The organism is Streptomyces sp. NPDC089424 (assembly GCF_044749345.1).
GTDB lineage: Bacteria > Actinomycetota > Actinomycetes > Streptomycetales > Streptomycetaceae > Streptomyces.
On the sequence record NZ_JBIVHU010000004.1, the window covers coordinates 77,582 to 97,902 of the forward strand.

General features: G+C 71.7%; 24 protein-coding genes and 1 tRNA gene. 13 read left to right on the forward strand and 12 right to left on the reverse strand.

The window, feature by feature from the left end:
• The first annotated feature begins 59 nt into the window (after window positions 1–59).
• On the forward strand, window positions 60–2,027 hold the full coding sequence (locus ACIP2X_RS19970; RefSeq protein ID WP_401674688.1) for a copper resistance CopC/CopD family protein: 1,968 nt from the start codon (window positions 60–62) through the stop codon (window positions 2,025–2,027).
• Between the two features lie 274 nt (window positions 2,028–2,301).
• Here the strand turns inward: ACIP2X_RS19970 and ACIP2X_RS19975 are convergent, their stop codons facing one another.
• Complete coding sequence (locus tag ACIP2X_RS19975; protein WP_401674691.1) at window positions 2,302–2,979, reverse strand: AAA family ATPase; 678 nt, start codon at window positions 2,977–2,979, stop codon at window positions 2,302–2,304.
• On the reverse strand, window positions 2,976–3,734 hold the full coding sequence (locus tag ACIP2X_RS19980; RefSeq protein ID WP_401674694.1) for a GntR family transcriptional regulator: 759 nt from the start codon (window positions 3,732–3,734) through the stop codon (window positions 2,976–2,978). The genes ACIP2X_RS19975 and ACIP2X_RS19980 overlap by 4 nt, the downstream gene beginning before the upstream one ends.
• A 438-nt stretch (window positions 3,735–4,172) precedes the next feature.
• Between ACIP2X_RS19980 and ACIP2X_RS19985 the strand changes: the two genes are divergently transcribed.
• From ACIP2X_RS19985 to ACIP2X_RS19995, 3 genes are read left to right on the forward strand one after another with little or no spacing between them, the layout of a single operon-like run.
• Window positions 4,173–4,436 carry a DUF6284 family protein gene (locus tag ACIP2X_RS19985; protein ID WP_401674697.1) on the forward strand — a complete coding sequence of 88 codons (264 nt, stop codon included), beginning with the start codon at window positions 4,173–4,175 and terminating at the stop codon, window positions 4,434–4,436.
• On the forward strand, window positions 4,433–5,323 hold the full coding sequence (locus ACIP2X_RS19990) for a DUF2637 domain-containing protein (RefSeq protein WP_401674700.1): 891 nt from the start codon (window positions 4,433–4,435) through the stop codon (window positions 5,321–5,323). The genes ACIP2X_RS19985 and ACIP2X_RS19990 overlap by 4 nt, the downstream gene beginning before the upstream one ends.
• Window positions 5,323–5,658: an RRQRL motif-containing zinc-binding protein gene (locus ACIP2X_RS19995; protein WP_401674703.1), complete on the forward strand. Its 336-nt coding sequence runs from the start codon at window positions 5,323–5,325 to the stop codon at window positions 5,656–5,658. The genes ACIP2X_RS19990 and ACIP2X_RS19995 overlap by 1 nt, the downstream gene beginning before the upstream one ends.
• A 13-nt stretch (window positions 5,659–5,671) precedes the next feature.
• Here the strand turns inward: ACIP2X_RS19995 and ACIP2X_RS20000 are convergent, their stop codons facing one another.
• Entirely contained in the window at window positions 5,672–5,827 is a 156-nt protein-coding gene (locus ACIP2X_RS20000) for a hypothetical protein (protein ID WP_401674705.1), read from the reverse strand.
• A gap of 37 nt (window positions 5,828–5,864) precedes the next feature.
• Between ACIP2X_RS20000 and ACIP2X_RS20005 the strand changes: the two genes are divergently transcribed.
• From ACIP2X_RS20005 to ACIP2X_RS20035, 7 genes are all read left to right on the forward strand, one after another.
• Window positions 5,865–6,227, forward strand: a complete 363-nt coding sequence (locus ACIP2X_RS20005; RefSeq protein ID WP_401674708.1) for a DUF6251 family protein — start codon at window positions 5,865–5,867, stop codon at window positions 6,225–6,227.
• Between the two features lie 363 nt (window positions 6,228–6,590).
• Window positions 6,591–8,486: an FtsK/SpoIIIE domain-containing protein gene (locus ACIP2X_RS20010; RefSeq protein ID WP_401674711.1), complete on the forward strand. Its 1,896-nt coding sequence runs from the start codon at window positions 6,591–6,593 to the stop codon at window positions 8,484–8,486.
• Window positions 8,487–8,589: 103 nt separating this feature from the next.
• Window positions 8,590–9,495 carry a bifunctional DNA primase/polymerase gene (locus ACIP2X_RS20015; RefSeq protein WP_401674714.1) on the forward strand — a complete coding sequence of 302 codons (906 nt, stop codon included), beginning with the start codon at window positions 8,590–8,592 and terminating at the stop codon, window positions 9,493–9,495.
• The gene (locus ACIP2X_RS20020) at window positions 9,492–9,902 is read left to right on the forward strand and encodes a hypothetical protein (protein WP_401674717.1); all 411 of its coding nucleotides are present in this window, start codon (window positions 9,492–9,494) and stop codon (window positions 9,900–9,902) included. The genes ACIP2X_RS20015 and ACIP2X_RS20020 overlap by 4 nt, the downstream gene beginning before the upstream one ends.
• Window positions 9,899–11,041: a DUF3631 domain-containing protein gene (locus ACIP2X_RS20025; RefSeq protein WP_401674720.1), complete on the forward strand. Its 1,143-nt coding sequence runs from the start codon at window positions 9,899–9,901 to the stop codon at window positions 11,039–11,041. Before ACIP2X_RS20020 ends, ACIP2X_RS20025 begins: the two co-directional genes overlap by 4 nt.
• Window positions 11,042–11,222: 181 nt before the next feature.
• Window positions 11,223–11,456, forward strand: coding sequence for an excisionase family DNA-binding protein (locus ACIP2X_RS20030; RefSeq protein WP_401674723.1), 234 nt, complete (start codon window positions 11,223–11,225; stop codon window positions 11,454–11,456).
• An 80-nt stretch (window positions 11,457–11,536) separates the two neighbouring features.
• Entirely contained in the window at window positions 11,537–12,814 is a 1,278-nt protein-coding gene (locus tag ACIP2X_RS20035; RefSeq protein WP_401674726.1) for a tyrosine-type recombinase/integrase, read from the forward strand.
• A 65-nt stretch (window positions 12,815–12,879) separates the two neighbouring features.
• Here ACIP2X_RS20035 and ACIP2X_RS20040 read toward each other — a convergent pair.
• From ACIP2X_RS20040 to ACIP2X_RS20055, 4 genes are all read right to left on the reverse strand, one after another.
• Window positions 12,880–12,964, reverse strand: a tRNA-Ser gene (locus ACIP2X_RS20040).
• A gap of 74 nt (window positions 12,965–13,038) precedes the next feature.
• Window positions 13,039–13,470, reverse strand: a complete 432-nt coding sequence (gene tadA, locus ACIP2X_RS20045; RefSeq protein ID WP_401675805.1) for a tRNA adenosine(34) deaminase TadA — start codon at window positions 13,468–13,470, stop codon at window positions 13,039–13,041.
• Between the two features lie 56 nt (window positions 13,471–13,526).
• Window positions 13,527–14,063, reverse strand: a complete 537-nt coding sequence (locus ACIP2X_RS20050; protein WP_401674729.1) for a hypothetical protein — start codon at window positions 14,061–14,063, stop codon at window positions 13,527–13,529.
• Between the two features lie 303 nt (window positions 14,064–14,366).
• Entirely contained in the window at window positions 14,367–14,570 is a 204-nt protein-coding gene (locus tag ACIP2X_RS20055; protein ID WP_401674732.1) for a hypothetical protein, read from the reverse strand.
• Between the two features lie 96 nt (window positions 14,571–14,666).
• Here ACIP2X_RS20055 and upp point away from each other — a divergent pair, with 96 nt between their 5' ends.
• Window positions 14,667–15,302 carry a uracil phosphoribosyltransferase gene (gene upp / locus ACIP2X_RS20060; protein WP_401674734.1) on the forward strand — a complete coding sequence of 212 codons (636 nt, stop codon included), beginning with the start codon at window positions 14,667–14,669 and terminating at the stop codon, window positions 15,300–15,302.
• Window positions 15,303–15,758: 456 nt separating this feature from the next.
• Here the strand turns inward: upp and ACIP2X_RS20065 are convergent, their stop codons facing one another.
• Together ACIP2X_RS20065 and ACIP2X_RS20070 are read right to left on the reverse strand one after the other, a co-directional pair.
• Window positions 15,759–16,400 carry a LytR C-terminal domain-containing protein gene (locus ACIP2X_RS20065; RefSeq protein ID WP_401674737.1) on the reverse strand — a complete coding sequence of 214 codons (642 nt, stop codon included), beginning with the start codon at window positions 16,398–16,400 and terminating at the stop codon, window positions 15,759–15,761.
• Between the two features lie 124 nt (window positions 16,401–16,524).
• Window positions 16,525–16,821, reverse strand: a complete 297-nt coding sequence (locus tag ACIP2X_RS20070; protein WP_003991361.1) for a type II toxin-antitoxin system VapB family antitoxin — start codon at window positions 16,819–16,821, stop codon at window positions 16,525–16,527.
• A gap of 103 nt (window positions 16,822–16,924) precedes the next feature.
• Here ACIP2X_RS20070 and ACIP2X_RS20075 point away from each other — a divergent pair, with 103 nt between their 5' ends.
• Window positions 16,925–18,526 (forward strand): helicase HerA-like domain-containing protein, encoded by a 1,602-nt coding sequence (locus ACIP2X_RS20075; protein WP_401674741.1) that lies wholly within the window; start codon window positions 16,925–16,927, stop codon window positions 18,524–18,526.
• Between the two features lie 20 nt (window positions 18,527–18,546).
• On the opposite strand, the gene ACIP2X_RS20080 is transcribed toward ACIP2X_RS20075, so the two are convergent.
• The 3 genes from ACIP2X_RS20080 to ACIP2X_RS20090 form a co-directional block, all read right to left on the reverse strand.
• Window positions 18,547–18,672, reverse strand: a complete 126-nt coding sequence (locus ACIP2X_RS20080; protein WP_401674743.1) for a hypothetical protein — start codon at window positions 18,670–18,672, stop codon at window positions 18,547–18,549.
• A gap of 51 nt (window positions 18,673–18,723) precedes the next feature.
• Entirely contained in the window at window positions 18,724–19,053 is a 330-nt protein-coding gene (locus ACIP2X_RS20085; protein ID WP_401674746.1) for a hypothetical protein, read from the reverse strand.
• A 293-nt stretch (window positions 19,054–19,346) separates the two neighbouring features.
• Window positions 19,347–20,024: an HdeD family acid-resistance protein gene (locus ACIP2X_RS20090; RefSeq protein WP_401674749.1), complete on the reverse strand. Its 678-nt coding sequence runs from the start codon at window positions 20,022–20,024 to the stop codon at window positions 19,347–19,349.
• Between the last annotated feature and the right edge of the window lie 297 nt (window positions 20,025–20,321).

Below are 20,321 nucleotides of genomic sequence, written 5' to 3' on the forward strand. Positions count from 1 at the left end.
AGCACGGCGGGCCCCGCGTCCGTACGTATCCCGGAAGCAGATCCGACGACGGAGAAGCGATGGGGATGCGCGACGGCGGAGCACGGCACGACGGCGACGGCAGCGTCGGCGACCGGAACGGCAGCGACCGGAGCGGCGGCGAGGTCTTGCCACCACCCGGCGTGCTCCGGCGACTTCGGCGCCCGCTGCTGCTGATCGCCGTGCTGGCCTTGTGTCTCCTCGGCGGCGCGGCCCCCGCGTCCGCGCACGCCGCCCTCGGCCGCACCGACCCCGCCGACGGAACCGTCCTCGCCTCCGCCCCCCGCCACCTCACCCTGACCTTCACCGAGTCCGTCGGTCTGCTCGACGACTCGGTCCGGGTGATCGACCCGGAGAACCGCCCCGTCGACACGGGCGCCGCCACGCAGCCCGGCGGCCGCGCCGACACCGTCCGGGTCGGCCTGCCGACCGGCCTCGCGGACGGCACGTACACCGTGGCCTGGCGGGTGGTCTCGGCGGACAGCCACCCGGTGTCGGGCGCGTTCATCTTCTCGGTCGGCGAACCGTCGGCGACGACCGCGGCGGTGACCGGCCCGACCGAGGACCCGGCGATCGCCTCGCTCTACAACATCGCCCGCTACGCCGCGTACGGGGGCCTGGCCCTCCTCATCGGCGTCGCCGTCTTCCTGTCCGCGGTCCTCGGCGGCCCCACCGCCGCCCTGCGCCGGTTCCTGCCCACCGCCTGGCTCACCCTCGTGCTGTCCACGGCCGCCCTGCTGCTCCTGCGCGGCCCCTACGAACGCGGCACCGGCCTGGCGGACGCCCTCGACCCGGCCGTCCTGAGCACCACTTCGACCACCAAGCCCGGCCTGGCGCTGCTGGCCCGGCTGGCCCTGCTGGGCGCGGCCTTCCTCTTCGTACGCCGCTCGGCCCTCCGCACCGTCCCTCGCGCACCCGGCATCGCGCTCTGCCTCGCGCTGGCCGTCACCTGGGCCGCCGCCGAACACGCCTCCGCCGGCATCCAGGTGCCGGTGGCGATGACGTCGTCGGTGCTGCACCTGCTGGCCATGGCGGTCTGGCTGGGCGGCCTGACGGCCCTGCTCACCGTCCTCTACCGGGCCCCGCAGGACCTCACGCCCGCCGCCGTCACCCGCTTCTCCCGGCTGGCCCTCGCCTCGGTGGCCGTCCTCACCGTCACCGGCGTCTACCAGTCCTGGCGTGGCCTCGGCTCCTGGGACACCCTCACCGGCACGACGTACGGCCGCATCCTGCTGGGCAAGGTGGCCGCGGTGGCGCTGCTGCTGGCGGCGGCAGGCTTCTCCCGCCGGTGGACCCGGCGCTGGGCGGAGGCGGGACCCGCGCGGGCGGAGGCCGAGGTACGGGAGCGGGAGCCGGTGGCCGCGGGCGCGGGGGTGGGAGAACACCGGGCGGCCGTGAGTTGGACCGGCCTGGCCGTGGACGGCCCCGCCGAATCCGCGCCCGCCGACGCCGACGCGCGGGACGCGGACCCCACAGGCGACGACCGGCCCCCGGCCCCGGCCCCTGGGGACGACCACCACCGCCGGGCGCTGCGCCGCTCCGTGCTCGCCGAGTTCGTGACCGGCGTGCTGGTCCTGGTGATCACCACCCTGCTGACCATCACCCTCCCGGGCCGGGCCGCCGCCGAGTCCGCCGCGGCCCGGACCGAGGCCGCCGACGCCGGCAGGCCCACCGCCTCCAGCAGCGTGGTGCCCTTCGACGTCGGCACCCCGAACGGCCACGGCAAGGTGCAGCTCGACCTCGCCCCGGGCCGGGTCGGCCGGAACCAGGTGCAGGCCGTCGTCTTCGGCCCCGACGGCGGCATCGTCACCGTCCCCGAGGTGCGCCTGACCTTCACCCTGCGCGCGCAGGACGTCGGGCCGATCGACGCCGAACTGGAGAACCGCGGCGGCTACTGGGGCACCGACCAGCTCCAGCTCCCGCTGCCCGGCGTCTGGACCATGAAGATCACCGTCCGTACGACGGACATCGACCAGGTCACGGTGGAGAAGAACGTCCGCGTCGGCTGACGCCGGCGGAACACGAAAGGGCGGCCCCATCGGGGCCGCCCTTTCGGCTACGAGCGGTAGCGGAGGGATTTGAACCCTCGGTGACTTGCGCCACACTCGCTTTCGAGGTCTGTTCGTGCTGGTCAGAGGATTGTGCAGGGTCGTTCAACCTCGTTCGTTCCCGGTTCCTCACACGTCGCGTGAACGGCCCTGGACAGTGTCGAACGGGACTGAATGAGACGGAAACTGAGACGGAGTACGCCCCGGCTGACCTGCGCGTCTACCTCTGGAAGCGTCAGCGGTCAGACCCTTCCACGGCCGCGATCACGGCGGTGGGGTCGCCCTCGTACAACAGGTGCGGCTCGTCTGCCGTGGGAGGTATGAACCGGCTGCGGTACCGCTGGAGGTCGCTTTCCGCGAAGTAGATCGCGTTCGGGTCGTCGGCGTGGAACTCGTTGCGCCTACTGATCCTCGCCCACAGTTCGTCATGGCTGGCGGCAAGGTATACGAGGACGGGGACCGCGCCGGCGTCGGTGGCGATGGCCTGCCACTTGGCCCGATCCTCGGGAGTCCAAAAACCATGGTCAACGACGACATCGTGTCCGGCCCTGAGCTGTTTCCTCAGATCAACCGCCACGTCTTCCAGGACTGGCCGTTCAAGGGTGGGGAAGGTGCCCCGGGGGAAGTCGACTCCGTAGACGCCGTGCCGACGGTACATCTCCTCATCCGGGCACAGCCGTACGAATCCGCGATCCGTGAGGGCGCGAGAAAGCGTGGTCTTGCCTGACCCGGGGAGTCCGGCCATCAGGACGCAGAACGGGGGGCGTGGGGACATCGGTCTCGCCATGGCTCGGGAGATGGTGGCCACCTCTGCTTCGGCTTCCGGCGTGATTGTGCCAGTCCGGCGGGCCGCAAGCAGTGCATCTAGTCGGTCTTCGAGCACGCTCACGAGCGTGTCATCCACGACCGTCACGGGGTGACCTCCGATTCTGTGCGCCATGTACGGCCCGGCCCTCCGAGGTCTACGCCGTACTCCACGATGTTGCCCTCGCTGTCGACAAACTTTGCGGTCATCACGACTACCGGTTCCGCCGGCGGGTTGTCAGGGTCTAGTTCCAAGAGGCGCGCGTACTCCGGCGTCAGCGTGCGGGCTGACGCCGTGTCGATGCGATGGCTGATCGGGTGGCCGGTGGCTTGGGCGATGAGCTGAAGCGAGGTTCCCCCCGTCAGACGCTCGCTCGCTGCTAGCTGCGGGATCAGCTTGGCGTATCGAGCAGGGATCCAAGACGTGCTGTGAGCCACGATGCCGTGCCTGTCCCTGTACACCCGACTACGCCGCACAACGTCCGCACCGGGCTCGATGTCTAGGGCCTGAGCCACTTCGGCCGGCGCAGGCACCACGGCCGCTTGGTGTGAGTCGGATCGTTCGCCTGCCCCCCAACTGGATCCGGTACGGCGCCCACGATCCTGCCGTTGAGCTCCCGAGGACATCGGACCCGGCTGGTCCAGGACTTCAGTGCCGATGCCGTGGATGCCTCGAACAAGCCCCTCGTTGCGCAGTTTGCGGAGAGCTTTCTCGGCTGTCGCGGTACTGACCTTCCACTCCTCTGCGAGGTTCTTGATGCTCGGCAGGAGCGTCCCCGGCTGTAGCTCACCGGACGAAATCAGCTCCATGTAGTGGGCGGCAATCTTCGCGTACGGGGCCCGATTGTCGGCCTGGCCTGCCATGTCGCTCGCTCCCTTTCGTGACTTCCCTGAGGTTCCCTAGCTTACCGCTTGACACCGCAGGGAACCCTAGGGAACCTTAGGGATCTGCCCGCCGGTCGGAACGGTCGAGCGGAGGGCGCCTCGACACACCTGTGTCCGTCGCCCGGAGGAAAGCCCGAGGGGGTGAGTACGAAGGAAGCGCCGGTTCTTTGACAACTGAATGGGGATCACGCCGCCTCTCCTCGGCCAAGTAGGCGGTCACACGGGCTCGGGTCCGTGTGAGTACGGCGCAAATCAGCTTTCCGCAGATCAGACCCTGCGGCCGGTTGCCTCCGCTGCTCGTCTCGTACGAGCAGCGCTGAGGGGAGCCGGGAGCCGACTCCAACGGCGCGCGGCCCCGGGTGGCTAGACCCGGGGCCGCTGTTCGGGCCGTTTCACCTGCGAGGGAGACCACGACCCATGAACCACATCGTGACTGTTCAGGACGCTGTTACCGCGTTCGAGCCGTGGATGGAACCCACGGATGCGGAGCTGGACGCCATCGAGCGCGAGATGCCCGTCATCCGCGCGGAGATGGACCTGTTGGACGCGCAGATCATCGTGATCGACCGCACGCCGTGCGAGCTGAACGAGCGGCGGATCCGCCGGGCCCGCCGGCGCGTGCTCGCCGCGCACCGCGACCACATCAACGGCCTGCCTGGGCAGACGGGCGGTGCGGCATGAACCTGCACCGCAAGGGCCGCACGGCCCTCGTGCTCGCGCTGGTCGTCGTGGTCGCGATGGCGTTCCGGGTGTCCTGGAACGCGCTGCGCGACATCGCCGGCGCCATCGGTGCGGACGACACGGCCGCGATGCTGTACCCGTTCGTCGTCGACGGCTTGATGGCCCTGGCCTTGATCGCGACGCTCGTGCTCGCCGGTCGGGACCGCACGTTCGCGCTGCGGGTGCTGGCTGGCTACACGATCGCCTCGCTCGTGCTGAACTACGTGCACGGATTGGTCCCGGAGCTGCACGGCCGTTCGGTCGACTGGGGTCGACTGGCCGACTGGGACCCGGCGAACTGGGCGTTGGTGCTGCTCGCGACGTCGCTGCCCGTCGGGTCGATCTACTTCGGCTCCGACCTTGTGGCGAAGGTGCTGCACCACCGCCCCACCCCGATCACGACCCCGACCGTAAATGCGAAGGAATCGACCGAGACCGTTAGGAATCGGTCTAGTTTTGACCTTGCGGTATCGACCCCGGCGCCGATCACGCCTAACGTCGCTGTACTGCCCCGGCCGGTGGCTGTCGGGTTCCTGAAGTCGACCGTCCCGGACAAGCCCGTCCAAGCGATCGAGCAGCCGCCCACGGCGCCGATCGAGTCGCGCTCGGTCGCTGCCGAGTCGACCCGCCCGCGCCGCGCGACGGGCCGTGTCCCCGAGGTCGCCCGCACACCGCGGCCGAAGCGCACGGCGGATGAGCTGCTTGCCGAAGCGCGGAAGGCCACCGCGGATTGGCCGGACGCGCGGCTGACGGCCGAGGGCATTCGGCGTGAGGTTCGTACGTCCCCGGCGAATGCCCGGACCCTGCGTGACACCCTGCGCGGCGAGCGCGGCCTTCAGGCCGTGTGATGGCGGCCCTGCCGGTCTACCGGTGGCGGCTCGCCCCGGACGGCTACGCCACCCGCCGTCAACTGAGGGCCCGCGGGCTGCGACCCGGCGGTCAGGACGTGGTCGCGCAGCTCGAACGGCCGCGCCGGCGCCGGGGCCCGCTGGTCGCCTACCTCTACCGGATCGACCGCGCGAAGCCGGTGCGTCCGATGACCCCGGCCCGGTGGGCGGCTCTGGCCAAGGCCAATGCCGCCCGCCGCACCTGTACCGAGTGCCGCCGCGACGCGGGATACGTCATCCCGTCGACGCTCGGCATGTGCACGCCCTGCGCCTACCGAGAGCAGGAAGCCGCCTGATCGCTGGCCGGCGCTAATCGAGCACGAACGCCACGACCTGGACCACCCGGTACTTCACCCGGTGCCAGTTGCCACAGAAGCGCTTCGGTGCCCACCACCGGCGTTGTCCGAGCGACCGCCGGCACCACTTGCACGGCAGCGGATCGACCTCGATCTCTATAACCCCCATGCCGCGACTCTAGCGGCCCCTCACCAGGGAGAACCCCGTGAACAACTTGCCTGAGCCGGTCCGGGTGGTGCAGCTCCCCGACGGCCGCCACGTCTACGCCGACCCCGCCACGTTGCCCGCCCAACAGCCCACGGGGCCACAGGTGGTGCACATCCACCAGGCGCCGCCGGACCGCACGGTGCAGCGCGTCGCGCTCGGCTCCGGTGTCGGCGCCGGGGCGGTCGCGGCCGGCGTCTACTTCGGCCCGCTGCTCGTCGGCGCCCTCACCGCCATCGCCGCGAACCTCGCCATCGTCGCGTTCATCGCGCTCGTGCTCGGCTGGGCCGTCGTCTCCGTCGTCCGCTCCGTGAGCGGCAGCGACGGCACGGCCGCCGCCAAGCGCCCGCGCCGCCGACGCTGACACCCCCAACGCCCGTCCCACGCACGGCGCTTCACCCGCCCAACAGGTCGAAGCCTTGAGCGGCCCACAGAGGCCCTCGACCCCCTTGCGCGGGGTGGAAGACCCCCGGCCCTGCGTACGGCCGCCCACGGCCCCGTGGAGACGCTGCGTGACCCTGTTTCCGGCGCCTCTACGCGCGCGTGCGCGTAGGGCCCCTCCCTCTGGAATGGCGCAACTCCGCAACATCGCAGGTCAGACGCGGTTGCGGGGGCTCAACCGGTGCTGTCGACGCAACCGATAGCGCCAACCATCCCAATTCGGGCGGGCCGGTGACGCCACGCAACGGCGCACCGGCCCTCATCCACGGTCTTGGAGGACCCTTTCGTGGACTGGAAGCAAGCATGGTCGACCACCACCGGCACGACCAACACCGCGTTGGACGCGCTGGCACCCGTGTGCGCGCCGTTCGCCGCATGGTGGGACCGAGAGGCGGAGCGCCGCGTGCAGTTGCGGACTCCGGAGCACCTGAAGGCGCTCATGGCGGCGCAGCGGGAGCACAACTCCGCCCGCTCGACCGCCGCCATGGCCCGCAATCAGCGCAGCGCGGCCCGCAAGGCGTCCAACAACCCGCTGTCGGCAACCCGTCGGGCCGCGCGCACGGCGGACAAGGCCGCGCGACAGCACCGCAGCCAGGCGCAGTCTGTGCTGAAGGCGGCGCGGAAGAACTATCCCGCCACCCTCACCGCCCGCGCCGTGCACGCCCACGCCACGCACGCGGTGCCGGGCGGGTTCGCCACGTGGCTGCTGTCGGAGGCCGCGGGCTCGCTCACGCTGTGGCCGGCGTCCGTGTCCGCCGGGCTGATCGGCCTGAACGCCGCGAGTCTGTGGCTGGGCCGTCGTCAGCCGTCGGTGCGCCTGGATGACGGGATGACCGCTGAGGAGCGTCGCCTGGCCTCGCGGCTGGACCCGTCGTTCTGGGTGCAGAACGCCGACGCACGCGGCCTGTCGGGCACCGTGCCCACCCCGGCCAAGCTCACCCCGGCCGGACTCATCTCGCACGTCCGCCTGGACGGCCGGTGGACGCCGAAGACGTTCCGCGCGAAGGCGGATGAGATCCGGGCCCTGCTCGGGGCGCGCACCGATCTGCGGATGGAGATCACGTCCGGCAGTCACGGCGACCGTGCCACGATCACGCTGCGCACCCGCAGCGCGGCCGACGGGATCGACCTGTCCGGCTGGGAGCCCGGGGCGCCGTGGGGCATCGACACAGTCACCGGGGAGCAGGTGTTCGTGCCGCTCGGTCGCCGGATGCTGATCGCGGGCACGTCCGGGTCGGGCAAGTCCTGGTCGACCCGGGCCCTGCTCGCGGAAGCGTCCGAGACCGCCGACCACCGGCTGATCGTGATCGATCCGAAGCGGGTGGAGGCCCTGAACTGGGAGCACCGGGCCCGCACGGCGGTACGCCGGGACGACGTCCTGGACGTGACCGACGAACTGGTCGAGGAGATGCACGAGCGGCTGGAGGAGATCCCGCGCGGCAGCGACGTGATCGCCATCAGCACCGACCGCCCCCGCATCACGGTCTTCGTGGACGAGGGAGCCGAGGTCATCTCCATGGCCAGGTTCAAGGCTCCCCGCACCGAGGACGGCCCCGGCACCGACTACGCCCGGATCATGGACAACCTGCGCACGATCGCCCGGATGGCGCGGGCGGCCGAGATCATCCTGATCTGGGCCACCCAGAAGCCCACCATGGACGGCAAGAGCCCCGGCCTTGACCCGCAGATCAGCGCGCAGATCACCTACCGGGCCTCTCTCGCCCTCTCAACGTCGTCGGAGTCCCGGGTGGTGTTCGGTGAGGACGCCACCGAGGACGGCTGGCACGCGCACAAGCTGCCCATGCCCGGCGTCGCGATGCTGCGCTCCGGCCCCAAGGTGAAGCCCCACCCGGTCAAGACCCGGGCGTTCTCCCCGGCCGACGTGATCGCCCTCCCGGAGCGGCCCGTCTGGCACCGCGCCGCCTCCCGGCCGACCGGCGGCACGCTCCGTCTGGTCAAGGAGCCGGTCACCCCGGCGGAGGGCACGGCGTCCGCGTCGGCGACGAACCGTGACCGGGTGCTTCAGGCAGTTCACGAGGGCGCCCGGACCCTGCGCGACATCACCGACCGCACCGGAATCAACAAGGGCACCGTCTCCCGCGAACTCAAGGCACTCACGGCCACCGGAGCCCTGCGCAAGACCGACGACGGCATGCTCCACGCCGGCCGCGACGCGGCCTGAGCACCGTCACCAACCAACAGCAACGGCGGCCCCTCCGTCTCGCCAAAGCCGCGGGGCCGCCCTTGCCAGCCAGTCACCCATCAAGGAACTGGAGACATCCAGCATGACCCATGACCCTCGCCCCGCGCTGCTGCGTGCAGCGCTGGACGCCGCGGAACGCGGCTGGCACGTCTTCCCGTTACGCCCCCACGGCAAGCCCCCCGCCCTGCACGGGGAGAAGTCGTGCACCCTCACCGGCGAGTGCGCCGCCGGGCACCGGAAGTGGGAACAGCGCGCCACCACCGACCCCGACCGTATCCGGGCCGCGTGGTCGCGGACGCCGTTCAACGTCGGCATCGCCACCGGCCCCTCGGGGCTGGTCGTGGTCGACCTGGACACGCCAGAGCACAAGGGCAGTTCGGACGCGCCTGACGGCGCGGCAACCTTCGGGGCGCTCTGCGAGCGCGCCGGGCACGCCGTCCCCGACACCTACCGCGTGCGGACCACCAGCGGCGGAACCCACCTGTACTTCACCGCCCCGCCCGGTGTCCGGCTCGCCAACACGGCGGGCACGGTCGCCGCTTCGGTCGACACCCGCGCGTGGGGCGGCTACGTCGTCGCCGCCGGCAGCATCCTCCCCGCCGGACGCTACGACGCTCTGTGCGCCCCTGAGGCGGCCGTACTGCCGTCGTGGCTCCAAAGCATCCTGCAACCCGCCCCCAAGGCCTCTGAGGCGCCCTCGGTGGCTGTAGCGGGGCAATCCCGTCGATATGCGGAGGTAGCACTCGCCACTGAGGCGCGGAACGTCGCCACCGCCCAACACGGCGGGCGGGAAGCGGCGTTGTTCCGGGCGGCGCGCGCTCTGGGACGGTTCGTCGCGTGGGGCGACCTCCCCCGGCACGTGGTCGAGCAGGCTCTTCAGGAGGCAGGCGAGACGGCCGGACTCGCCGTCTCCGAGTGCCGCTCGACCCTGCGCAGCGCCCTCAACTGGTCCATCACCCACAACAGCCGCAGGCGGGATGCGGCATGAGCGCCCCCTCCCGTCCCCATCTGAAGAGCATCCCCACCACCCCGGACGGCCCGCAGGCCGCTCCACAGGCTGTGGATGTGGCGGCCGTGGGCGAGCCGAAAGGCGCCGCCCGTAAGGGCGTCCGAACAAGCCCTGACCCGCAGAAGAGCACCCACGGCGACCCGACACCGGACCGCCCTGGCATCCGCATCTACGCCCCGCCCGTCTACCGCCACCACCACGACGGCGCCCGCTGGTCCAAGCGCTACGGCGACACCCCCACCGCCGCCTACGCCTGCCCCTGCGGACACACCGACACCGCCACCGGCCCCAACTCCGTGGCCGCCCTGGTCACCGAGTACGAGGCGCACAAGCGCTTCTGCACCGGAGCGCCCGGCGCGCTCACCGAAGGGAGGACCGCCGCATGACCGCCATCGACGGCGCCGCGCTGCTCAACGAGGTGGAAGCCTTCCACCGACGGTTCAACGTCTTTCCCCACGAGGCTGCCTACGTCGCCGTGGCGCTGTGGGACGCGCACGCTCACCTGCTCGAATGCTTCGACTCCACCCCACGGCTTGCGTTCCTGTCCCCTGAGCCGGGGTCGGGTAAGTCGCGGGCGCTGGAGATCGTAGAGACGCTGGTGCCGCAGCCCATGACGGCGGTCAACGCGTCCGCCGCCGCCCTGTTCCGGTCCGTGTCCAGCCCCAACGGCCGGCCCACGATCCTGTTCGACGAAATCGACACGATCTTTGGCCCCAAGGCAGGGGACAACGAGGAGCTGCGCGGGTTCCTCAACGCAGGTCACCGCCGCACCGGGGTCACCTACCGGTGCATCGGCGACGGCGGCAACCAGACCGTGCAAGCCTTCCCGTCGTACTGCGGAGTGGCCGTCGCAGGACTCGGCTCCCTGCCCGACACGATCATGACGCGGTCGGTGGTGATCCGGATGCGGCGCCGGGCACGGAACGAACGCGTGGAAGCCTTCCGGGCGAGGGTCCACGAGGCAGAGGGACACGCGCTGCGTGACCGGCTCGCGCAGTGGGCGGAACACGCCCGGGGGTTCGTCATGGGCGCCTGGCCGGACATGCCCGACGGCGTGAGCGACCGGCCGGCGGACGTGTGGGAACCTCTGCTCGCCGTCGCCGACGCGGCGGGCGGTGACTGGCCGGAGCGGGCGCGGGCCGCGTGCGTGACGCTGGTGACCGCGTCCAAGGCCAACGACAAAGGCAGCCTCGGAGTCCGGCTGCTGACCGACCTGCGCGATCACGTGATGGTCGGTATCGACCGTCTGCCCACCGTCGCCATCCTCGACCGGCTCAACGCGCTCGATGACGCGCCGTGGGCGGACCTGCACGGCAAGCCCCTCGACAACCGGCGCCTGTCCAAGATGCTCACCGAGTACATGACGGCGGACAACGAGCCGATCGCCTCCCGCAACATCAAGACCGCCGGGAGCGTCCTCAAGGGCTACTACGCCGCCGATCTGTGGGACGCGTGGGCCCGTTACTGCCCCCCACCCCCGGAAAGTCCGCTACCTCCGCTACCCGGCACCGAAAACACGGCCTGACCAGCCATAACGCGGTAGCGGCAAGCACCCAAATTTGCCGCTACCGCGCCGCTACCCATCCGCTACCGCTACCCCTTCCCGCTACCACGATCAGGCCTCTGACCTGGGAGGTAGCGGCGGTAGCGGAAGTAGCGCCCCTCAGAGGGACCCCCCGACGGACAGTCCTAGAGGAGACCTTTCCATGAGCATCGCCACCATGGACATCACGCCGCTCGCTGAGGCTGGCGACCCGGCCCCGGTTGTCCTGACCGTCGAAGAGGCTGCCCGCTGCCTCCGCATCGGACGGACCACCTGCTTCGCCCTCATCCGCACAGGGGAGCTGGAATCCCTGCTCATCGGCGGACTTCGGCGCGTCCCCGCCGACGCCCCGGCCGCCTACCTCGCCCGCCGCCGCGCGGAGCAGCGCGCCGCCTGATCACCGCACACCAGGACGCCACCTCGCCACGAGGTGGCGTCCTGCGCTGTCCCCGTTCACCAACCTGAAGGAGTCCGCCCGTGGCGGAAGACAAGAAGCGCACTCGGCAGCCCAACGGCCGCTCATCCATCTACCTGGGCAAAGACGGGAAGTGGCACGGCCGCGTCACCGTCGGTATCCGCGACGACGGCACCCCCGACCGCCGCCACGTCGAACGCAAGACACGTGCCGAGGTGACGGCGGCGGTCCGTGAGCTGGAGAAGCAGCGCGACGGCGGGGCGGTACGCAAGGCCGGTCGCGCCTGGACGGTTGAAGCGTGGCTGACTCACTGGGTCGAGACCATCGCCCCGCTCGCCGTCAACGAGAACACGATGGTGGGCTACGGCGTCGCCGTGCGGAAGCACCTCATCCCCGCGCTCGGGGCTCACCGTCTCGACAAGCTCGGACCCGAGCACATCGAGCGCTTCTACGGACGGATGCAGGCGGACGGCCGACGGGCAGGCACGATTCACCAGATCCACCGGACCTTCCGCACCGCGCTCAACGAGGCGGTGCGGCGTGGTCACCTCACCCGCAACCCAGTGCAGCTCGCCAAAGCGCCTCGCGTCAGCGAAGAGGAGATCGAGCCGTACACCGTCGAAGAGGTCAAGCGGCTCCTGCGGACCGCCGACGACCGGCGCAACTCCGCTCGCTGGGCCGTCGCCCTCGCCCTCGGTCTGCGGCAAGGTGAGGCGCTGGGACTCAAGTGGGCCGACGTGGATATGGAGCGTGGTGTCCTGATGGTCCGCCGTAGTCGGCGCCGTCCGCGCTACGCCCACGGATGCGGCGACCCGTGCGGCCGAAAGGCCGGATACTGCCCGCAGCGCCAACGCACCAACCCGGAGACGGCCGACACGAAATCCCGCGCGGGCCGGCGGTCGGTCGGTCTGCCCGCACAGCTCGTTGACCTGCTCCGGGTACACCGAGCGAAGCAGGACGCCGAACGGGCGGCGGCGGCGGAAAAGTGGGCAAATGAGGGCTGGCTCTTCGCCACCCCGGACGGGCGCGGCACCCCGCCCCGCACCGACTATGACGACTGGAAGGAGCTGCTGAGCGACGCCAAGGTGAGGGACGGCCGGTTGCACGACGCTCGTCACACCGCCGCCACGGTACTGCTGATCCTCGGGGTCTCAGAGCGTGCCGTCATGGGTCTCATGGGTTGGTCGACCACGGCTATGGCCGCGCGCTATCAGCACATGGTCGACACCGTTCGAGTGGACGTGGCCCGACAGGTCGACGGGCTCATCTGGAAGCCGGAAGACACGGGGCCCGGCGAGGATGACGACGGCGCCGCCGGGGCGCTCGTACCGGCCAACTGAGACGGAAACTGAGACGGAGATGCACGAAGGGTCCGGCTCGATGAGCCGGACCCTTCGTCTACCTGCGGTAGCGGAGGGATTTGAACCCTCGGTGACTTGCGCCACACTCGCTTTCGAGGCGAGCTCCTTCGGCCGCTCGGACACGCTACCGAGGGAGACCTTACAGCAAGGTGGGGCATGCTCCGAAATTCGTTTCCGGGGCCCCGGACCGTCGCCCCGGACCGTCAGCGATCGCGGAAGAACTCGGTGAGCAGCCCCGCGCACTCCGCGGCCAGCACGCCCTCGATCACCTCGGGACGATGGTTCAGACGCCGGTCGCGGACGACGTCCCAGAGCGAGCCGGCCGCCCCGGCCTTCTCGTCCGGGGCGCCGTAGACCACCCGGTCCACCCGCGACTGCACGAGGGCACCCGCGCACATCGTGCAGGGCTCCAGGGTGACCACCAGCGTGCAGCCGGTCAGCCGCCATTCGCCCAGCTCGGCCGCCGCCCGCCGGATCGCGAGGACCTCGGCGTGCGCGGTCGGGTCGCCGGTGGCCTCGCGTTCGTTGTGCCCGGCGGCGAGCACGGTCGTGCCGTCGGCGGCGAGGACCACCGCCCCGACGGGGACGTCGCCGCCCCGGACCGCCTGCCGGGCCTCGTCCAGGGCGTGCCGCATCGCGGCCCGCCAGGGGTCACGCACCGGATCCGGGGCCGTACGGGGGGCGGACGGGATCAGCGGACGGTCTCCAGCGTCTCCGAGGCGCCGAGCGCGTCGGCGATCTCGGTGACCGCGTCCGCGGACAGCGACAGCAACTCCTTCTCGGTGACGCCCAGGTCGTCGAGGATGCCGACGTCACCGACCGGGCCGTGGGGCACGGCGTCGGCGCCGCCGCCGTCCTCCTCGGCTTCCTCGCCGTCCTCGTCGGGCTCACCGTCCTCGGTGCCGTCCAGGTCGAGGGCGTCCAGGTCGTTGCCGTCGTCGGCGGGATCCCGGCCGAGCAGTTCGTCGGTGAGAAGGATCTCGCCGTAGCTGCTGCGGGCAGCGGCGGCGGCGTCCGAGACGTAGATACGAGGGTCGTCCTCACCATCGATGCGGACGACGCCGAACCAGGCGTCCTCCTGCTCGATCAGGACGAGCACCGTGTCGTCGTCGGGAGTGGCTTCCCGGGCCAGGTCGGCCAGATCCGACAGGGTCTCCACGTCGTCGAGCTCTGTGTCGCTCGCTTCCCACCCGTCTTCGGTGCGCGCGAGCAGTGCGGCGAAGTACACCGTGACTCTCCCACTGGTCTTAGGCGTGCCGGTTGGGGGTCCCCCCGGCGGAGGCTGCGGGCGGGGAGCGCTCGGGCTCCGAGCCCCACCCACTCGGAATCGTGGCAGAAACAAGGCGTTCAGGGGACGTCTTCGGCCCGCTGTGTCCGGCTGTTTTGATCGCACGTCCGCGAACCACTCACCCGCACACTCGTTGCCGCCACCAGCGGATCGTACGCGGCTTTCGACCGGTGCCACGTACCCCCACCCCGGCAACGACCGCACGTGGCGGGGTTCTTCCCACCCGGGTGCGGGACGCGCGGGCTACCAGCGGAACGTTCGCATGCGCATCGCGCGGCGCAGCCGGGCCGCCTTGGCGCGGCGCGGCTGGACGCGATCACGCAGTTCCCTGGCCTCGGCGAGTTCCCGCAGGAACTGCGCCCGGCGGCGCCTGCGCGCCGTGTCGTTCTCCTGCGCGCCGGCGTCCGACCTGGACGCCTGGTCGGGCAGCTCTGGCAGGTCAGGCATAGGCACACCACCCCTATCCATCCCTCTCACCTTCCCCCGGACGGGCGGTTTGACGCCAGGGAGTACCCGCCCCGAAGCGCGGTTACTGTTGTGCCCATGCGTCTCCACGTCGTCGACCACCCCTTGGTCGCCCACAAGCTCACCACGCTGCGCGACCGGCGCACCGACTCCCCGACCTTCCGTCGTCTGGCCGACGAACTGGTCACCCTGCTCGCCTACGAGGCCACCCGCGACGTGCGCACCGAGCAGGTGGACCTCTCCACCCCCGTCGCCGCCACCACCGGCGTCAAGCTCTCCCACCCGCGCCCCCTGGTCGTGCCGATCCTGCGCGCCGGCCTCGGGATGCTGGACGGCATGGTCCGGCTGCTGCCGACCGCCGAGGTGGGCTTCCTGGGCATGATCCGCAACGAGGAGACGCTGGAGGCCTCCACGTACGCGACCCGCATGCCCGAGGACCTCTCCGGGCGTCAGGTGTACGTCCTGGACCCGATGCTGGCCACCGGCGGCACCCTGGTCGCGGCGATCCAGGAGCTGATCAAGCGGGGCGCCGACGACGTGACGGCGGTGGTCCTGCTGGCCGCGCCCGAGGGCGTCGAGCTGATGGAGCGCGAGCTGGCGGGCACCCCGGTGACGGTCGTGACGGCGTCGGTCGACGAGCGCCTCAACGAGCACGGCTACATCGTCCCGGGTCTGGGCGACGCGGGTGACCGCATGTACGGCGCGGCCGAGTAACCACCCCACAGGGCGCCCGGCCACTCCACGACGGGCGCCCACCCAACCGCCTCGGCGTACGCCAGGGCGGGATCAGCGGCCGCCCCCGCAGCCGAACACCCGCCGGACAGACGGCCGCCGGAGCATCCCGGCACGACGGACGCCGAGGGGCCGGAGTCGGCCCACCCGAAGGGGCAGGTCCGCACCCCGACAGAGCCCCACACCACCGGCACGCGAACGGGCACTCCCACGGCCACCCGAGCGCGCGGCCGCAGCGCCCGCCGAAGGCAGACCCTCGCCGCAGGCCCAGCGCCGGGCCGGGACATCCCGGGCTCGCCCGCCCCACACACCGGGCGCCCGCCCGCCGGACCCGGCAGACGTGGCGCGAGCCCGCCCGCGGACCCAACGGGCGCCGCGCAGGCGGACTCGGAGGGCGCCGAGCGCGGGCCCAGGGGACGGCGTGTGGTTGGAGGCGGGTCAGCAGTTCTTCTTCGTGGCCGTCGCCGGCTGCGGTGCCGTCAGGGCCGCCAGCGCGCGGTCGGCGGACGGCTTCTTCGCCAGTTCCTTGAAGCCGTTGCCGATGATGAGGTCGACCGCCGCGCCCTTGCGGGCCCGGTCCGCGCTGCGCTCGGCGCCGGGCAGCTGGGTGGCGAGCACCGGCAGCGCGGTGTTCAGCGCCGAGGTGGGCCCGATCAGCAGCCCGGTGCCCTTCACCTTCTTGTCCCACTGCTTCGGCGCGTTGCCCACCTCGCCGATTTTGAAGCCACGTTTCTTCAGCTCGTCGGCGGTCTTCTTGGCGAGACCGCTGCGGGTCGTGGCGTTGAGCACGTTGACGGTGACGGCACCGGGCTTCGGCAGGTTCGCGGCGGCCGCGCTGGGCGAGGGACTCGCCTTCGTCGCGCAGCCCGCCTTCGTGCCGGCCGCCGACGCGCTGTCGCCGCCGCCCGTGAACACGTCGACGAGTTGCAGGGTTCCCCAGCTCAGGACGCCGATCACGACGACGGACGCGGTGACGACGAGTACGAGCCTGCCGCGCCGACGGGGTGGACGCATCCGTGGGTACTTGTCCCCCGTGATCCGGTACTGGCCGCCCATGCCAGGGGGAGTCAGCATGCTCATGAGCGCAGCGTAGTGCGCGCGGGCGGCTCTGCCTACTAGATGATCATTGGACGCCGCCCAGGAGAACCCGAAAGGGCCAAGCCGTGACCGGCCGGTGCCGCTTCGCGTCCCCGCGCGGGACGGGTCAGTCCAGCTCCAGGACGCGCGCGTGGAGCACCTGGCGCTGCTGGAGCGCCGCCCGCACCGCCCGGTGCAGTCCGTCCTCCAGGTAGAGGTCGCCCTGCCACTTCACGACGTGCGCGAAGAGGTCACCGTAGAAGGTGGAGTCCTCGGCGAGGAGGGTCTCCAGGTCGAGCTGCTGCTTGGTCGTCACGAGCTGATCGAGGCGGACCGGGCGCGGCGCGACGTCCGCCCACTGCCGGGTGCTGTCCCGGCCATGGTCGGGGTACGGCCGGCCGTTTCCGATGCGCTTGAAGATCACACGGAAAGCCTACCGGTCAAGACGTTCCGGGCGCAGCCATGGAGAGGGAGTGCAACGCTGGAAAAGATGCCGCAATTCGGGTGAAACGGAACAGGGGTCTGACATGAGCGACAGCGAGACCGTGCCCGCGGCCACCCACCCCGAGGCGCCGGGCGGCGCCCCCGCCCTCCCGCAGGAGGCCCTGGAAATCGCCGCCGGATACGCGTTCGGCGGGCCCGCCCTCGATCTGGGCGCCCTGCTCTGGGACGGCCGGTGCCTGCCGGACGCCCGGGTCCGCATCCCGCTGCCGATGCTCACCCGGCACGGCCTGGTCGCGGGCGCCACCGGAACCGGCAAGACCAAGACGCTCCAGCTGATCGCCGAGCAGCTTTCCGCGCAGGGCGTCCCGGTGTTCCTGGCCGACGTCAAGGGCGACGTGTCGGGCGTCTCGGCGCCGGGCCTGCCCAACGACAAGATCCGCTCCCGCGCCGCCGAGGTGCACCAGCGGTGGACGGCGACCGGCTTCCCGGCCCAGTTCTACGCCCTCGGCGGCATCGGCCACGGCATCCCGCTGCGCGCCACCGTCACCAGCTTCGGCCCCGTGCTGCTCGCCAAGGTCCTCCAGCTGAACCGGACCCAGGAGCAGTCCCTCGGCCTGATCTTCCACTACGCCGACACCAAGGGCCTGGAACTGGTCGACCTCAAGGACCTGCGCGCGGTCGTCGCCTTCCTCACCTCAGAGGAGGGCAGGGCCGAGCTGAAGACCGTAGGCGGTCTCTCCACCGCCACCGCCGGGGTGATCCTGCGCGCGCTGACCACCTTCGAGGCGCAGGGGATGGGCCCCTTCTTCGGGGAGCCGGAGTTCGACACGGCGGAGCTGACCCGCACGGCGCGGGACGGCCGGGGCCTCGTGTCGGTCCTGGAGCTGCCGGCCGTCCAGGACAAGCCGCAGCTCTTCTCCACCTTCCTGATGTGGCTGCTCGCGGATCTCTTCCACGACCTGCCCGAGGTCGGCGACGTCGAGAAGCCCAAGCTGGTGTTCTTCTTCGACGAGGCGCACCTGCTGTTCGACGGCGCGTCGAAGGCGTTCCTGGAGGCGATCACGCAGACCGTGCGGCTCATTCGCTCGAAAGGGGTCGGCGTCTTCTTCGTCACCCAGACCCCGAAGGACGTGCCCGGAGACGTCCTCGCGCAGCTCGGCAACCGCGTCCAGCACGCACTGCGCGCCTTCACCCCGGACGACCAGAAGGCCCTCAAGGCGACGGTCAGGACGTTCCCCGACTCCGCCTACGACCTCGAAGAGCTCCTCACCGGCCTCGGTACCGGCGAGGCGGTGGTCACGGTCCTCAGCGAGCGGGGCGCCCCGACACCGGTCGCCGCGACCCGGCTGCGGGCGCCGGAGTCCCTGATGGGCCCGGTCGACGCGGCAGAGCTGGACCGGGCGGTGACGTCCTCGCCGTTGTTCGGCCGCTACGCACAGGCGGTGGACAGGGAGTCGGCGTACGAGAAGCTGGAGGCGGCGAAGGCCCGGCGACCGGCGCCGGAGGCAGCGCCAATGGCGGAGCAGGAGCCGCGGGCGGCGAAGGGCGCGCCCCGGCGGGAGGAGTCCGTCGTCGAACAGGTCGTCGGCAGTGGCATGTTCAAGTCCCTGGCGCGTTCCATCGGCACCCAGATCGGGCGGGAGATCACCCGCTCGATCTTCGGGACGGCGCGGCGGAGGCGGTAGGGCCCGCCTCCGCCCACGGCTCAGCGGTCCCGCTTCTTCGGCGGCTGCTGCGGCTGCTTGGTGTCCTTGAGTTCCGACTTCGGTTCGTTCCGGATGGCCTCCGCGCGAACCAGTGCGCGCAGGACGGCGTAGGGATCCGTGGGCATGGTGGTGACTCCTTGCGTCGTACCGACTGACCTGGGGGAACCACGGGTCCGTCAGCAGCGCAGGACCACCGAGCGCAAGGTCCGCAGCGGGTTTGGCGGCCCGGTCGGCGCGTGCGCCGGGCGGGCCTGCGTGATCCGCCCCCGCGGGGTGGCCGACCGCACCGGCCGCTGCGCCACCACGGGCCGGTGCCCGCCCCGCCCCGGCGGCCGGAGCGCGGTGTCGAGCACGTCGGCCTCGACCGCCTCGCCCGCCACGACGGCGGCGGGTCCGGCCGCCGTCTCCGCGTGGGCCACCGGCAGCAGCAGCACGAGCAGCAGGACGAGCAGCCGGGGCCAGGCGCGTCGGCGCACGGCGCGGCGGGACTGCTGGGGCGTGCTCACAGCAGGTCATCTCCCCGGCCGGTGCACGGCGTCCATCGCATGGCGGGCGGAATCCCCCCGCTCGGCCTAGGCGTGCGCCCGCGGGAGGCACCGGTGAGGCACGGGGCCCCGCCGGGAAGCCGGGCCGAGCCCGCACCGCCGAAGTCCGCCGGGCCAGCGCCTGGCCCCGAGACCGCCGTGGCACACGGGGACCTGCCGGAGAGCGGCGACGGGGCGCCGGTGCGCGGTCCCACGGGGCGCGGGGATATGTCGGTGCGGGGCGGTGGGGCACAGGCGGTGGTGGGCATGGTCCGTCACACCTCGCGCGGGACCTGGCGGGCGCGACCCCGGATGCGCAGGGCCGTGGCGATCTCGACCGCGCCGACCACGACCAGCCAGCACCCGCCGACCACCGTCAGGACGGCGACCGACTCGAACGGCGAGACGATCAGGACGACACCGGCGAGGACGCTGACCACACCGAGGACGATCTGACAGCCGCGTGCGGGCATCGCGGGGTCGGAGGCGGCGGCCAGCGTCTGGGTGATCCCGCGGAACAGCCAGCCGATCCCGATCCACAGCGCGAGCAGCAGGATCGACTGCATGGCGCCGCGGAAGCAGAACAGCCCCAGCAGGATGCACAGGGCGCCGCTGACGAACGCGAGCACGCGCAGCGCGGTCGTCTTGTGGGTGCCGAAGGCGGCGACGAGTTGGAGGACACCGCTGACGAGGAGGTAGAGACCGAACAGGACACCGGCGGCGACGAGCGAGGCGCCGGGCCAGATCAGGACCAGGACGCCGAGGATCAGGGACGCGACGCCGGTGACGAGGACCGCCTGCCAGGCCGCCTTGGACAGCATGTGCAGCGGGCCCTCGAAGGGCGGCTCGGGACCCTCGTGGGGCGGTCTCGGCGCGCGCGGGTCACGCGTGGCGTGCACGTGCCGGTCGTCGAACTCCGCTCCCCGCGGGGATCCGCTCGGTGGCTCGGTCATGCTCCATGCTGAGAACGCCACCGACCCCGTCGCACGCCGGAACGGGCCAGAAGAATGACGACCGAGCCGGCCTCATCCGCCCGGCGTCCCGCCCCCTTCCGCCCGGCGGACCCGCCTGTCCCAGCCGACAGGCCGACCCGACCTGCGGGCCTGCCCGTCCCGGCGGGCAGGCCTACTTGTTCCGAGCGGCGGACCTGCTCTCACCCGACGTCCGGGCCCGCTTGATACGGCCCTGCGCGCCTGCCTCTTCCGACGTGGGGGGCTGCCGCTTGCGACGGCGGATCGCCCACCTCGGGC

Excerpts from the sequence above, each read along its gene's own strand:
- ACIP2X_RS19970 (WP_401674688.1), top strand. The coding sequence starts at position 60 with ATGGGGATGCGCGACGGCGGAGCACGGCACGACGGCGACGGCAGCGTC.
- ACIP2X_RS19980 (WP_401674694.1), bottom strand. The coding sequence starts at position 3,734 with ATGGCAGGCCAGGCCGACAATCGGGCCCCGTACGCGAAGATTGCCGCC.
- ACIP2X_RS19985 (WP_401674697.1), top strand. The coding sequence starts at position 4,173 with ATGAACCACATCGTGACTGTTCAGGACGCTGTTACCGCGTTCGAGCCG.
- ACIP2X_RS19990 (WP_401674700.1), top strand. The coding sequence starts at position 4,433 with ATGAACCTGCACCGCAAGGGCCGCACGGCCCTCGTGCTCGCGCTGGTC.
- ACIP2X_RS19995 (WP_401674703.1), top strand. The coding sequence starts at position 5,323 with ATGGCGGCCCTGCCGGTCTACCGGTGGCGGCTCGCCCCGGACGGCTAC.
- ACIP2X_RS20000 (WP_401674705.1), bottom strand. The coding sequence starts at position 5,827 with ATGGGGGTTATAGAGATCGAGGTCGATCCGCTGCCGTGCAAGTGGTGC.
- ACIP2X_RS20015 (WP_401674714.1), top strand. The coding sequence starts at position 8,590 with ATGACCCATGACCCTCGCCCCGCGCTGCTGCGTGCAGCGCTGGACGCC.
- ACIP2X_RS20020 (WP_401674717.1), top strand. The coding sequence starts at position 9,492 with ATGAGCGCCCCCTCCCGTCCCCATCTGAAGAGCATCCCCACCACCCCG.
- ACIP2X_RS20025 (WP_401674720.1), top strand. The coding sequence starts at position 9,899 with ATGACCGCCATCGACGGCGCCGCGCTGCTCAACGAGGTGGAAGCCTTC.
- ACIP2X_RS20030 (WP_401674723.1), top strand. The coding sequence starts at position 11,223 with ATGAGCATCGCCACCATGGACATCACGCCGCTCGCTGAGGCTGGCGAC.
- tadA (WP_401675805.1), bottom strand. The coding sequence starts at position 13,470 with ATGCGGCACGCCCTGGACGAGGCCCGGCAGGCGGTCCGGGGCGGCGAC.
- ACIP2X_RS20055 (WP_401674732.1), bottom strand. The coding sequence starts at position 14,570 with ATGCCTGACCTGCCAGAGCTGCCCGACCAGGCGTCCAGGTCGGACGCC.
- upp (WP_401674734.1), top strand. The coding sequence starts at position 14,667 with ATGCGTCTCCACGTCGTCGACCACCCCTTGGTCGCCCACAAGCTCACC.
- ACIP2X_RS20065 (WP_401674737.1), bottom strand. The coding sequence starts at position 16,400 with ATGAGCATGCTGACTCCCCCTGGCATGGGCGGCCAGTACCGGATCACG.
- ACIP2X_RS20075 (WP_401674741.1), top strand. The coding sequence starts at position 16,925 with ATGAGCGACAGCGAGACCGTGCCCGCGGCCACCCACCCCGAGGCGCCG.
- ACIP2X_RS20080 (WP_401674743.1), bottom strand. The coding sequence starts at position 18,672 with ATGCCCACGGATCCCTACGCCGTCCTGCGCGCACTGGTTCGCGCGGAG.
- ACIP2X_RS20090 (WP_401674749.1), bottom strand. The coding sequence starts at position 20,024 with ATGACCGAGCCACCGAGCGGATCCCCGCGGGGAGCGGAGTTCGACGAC.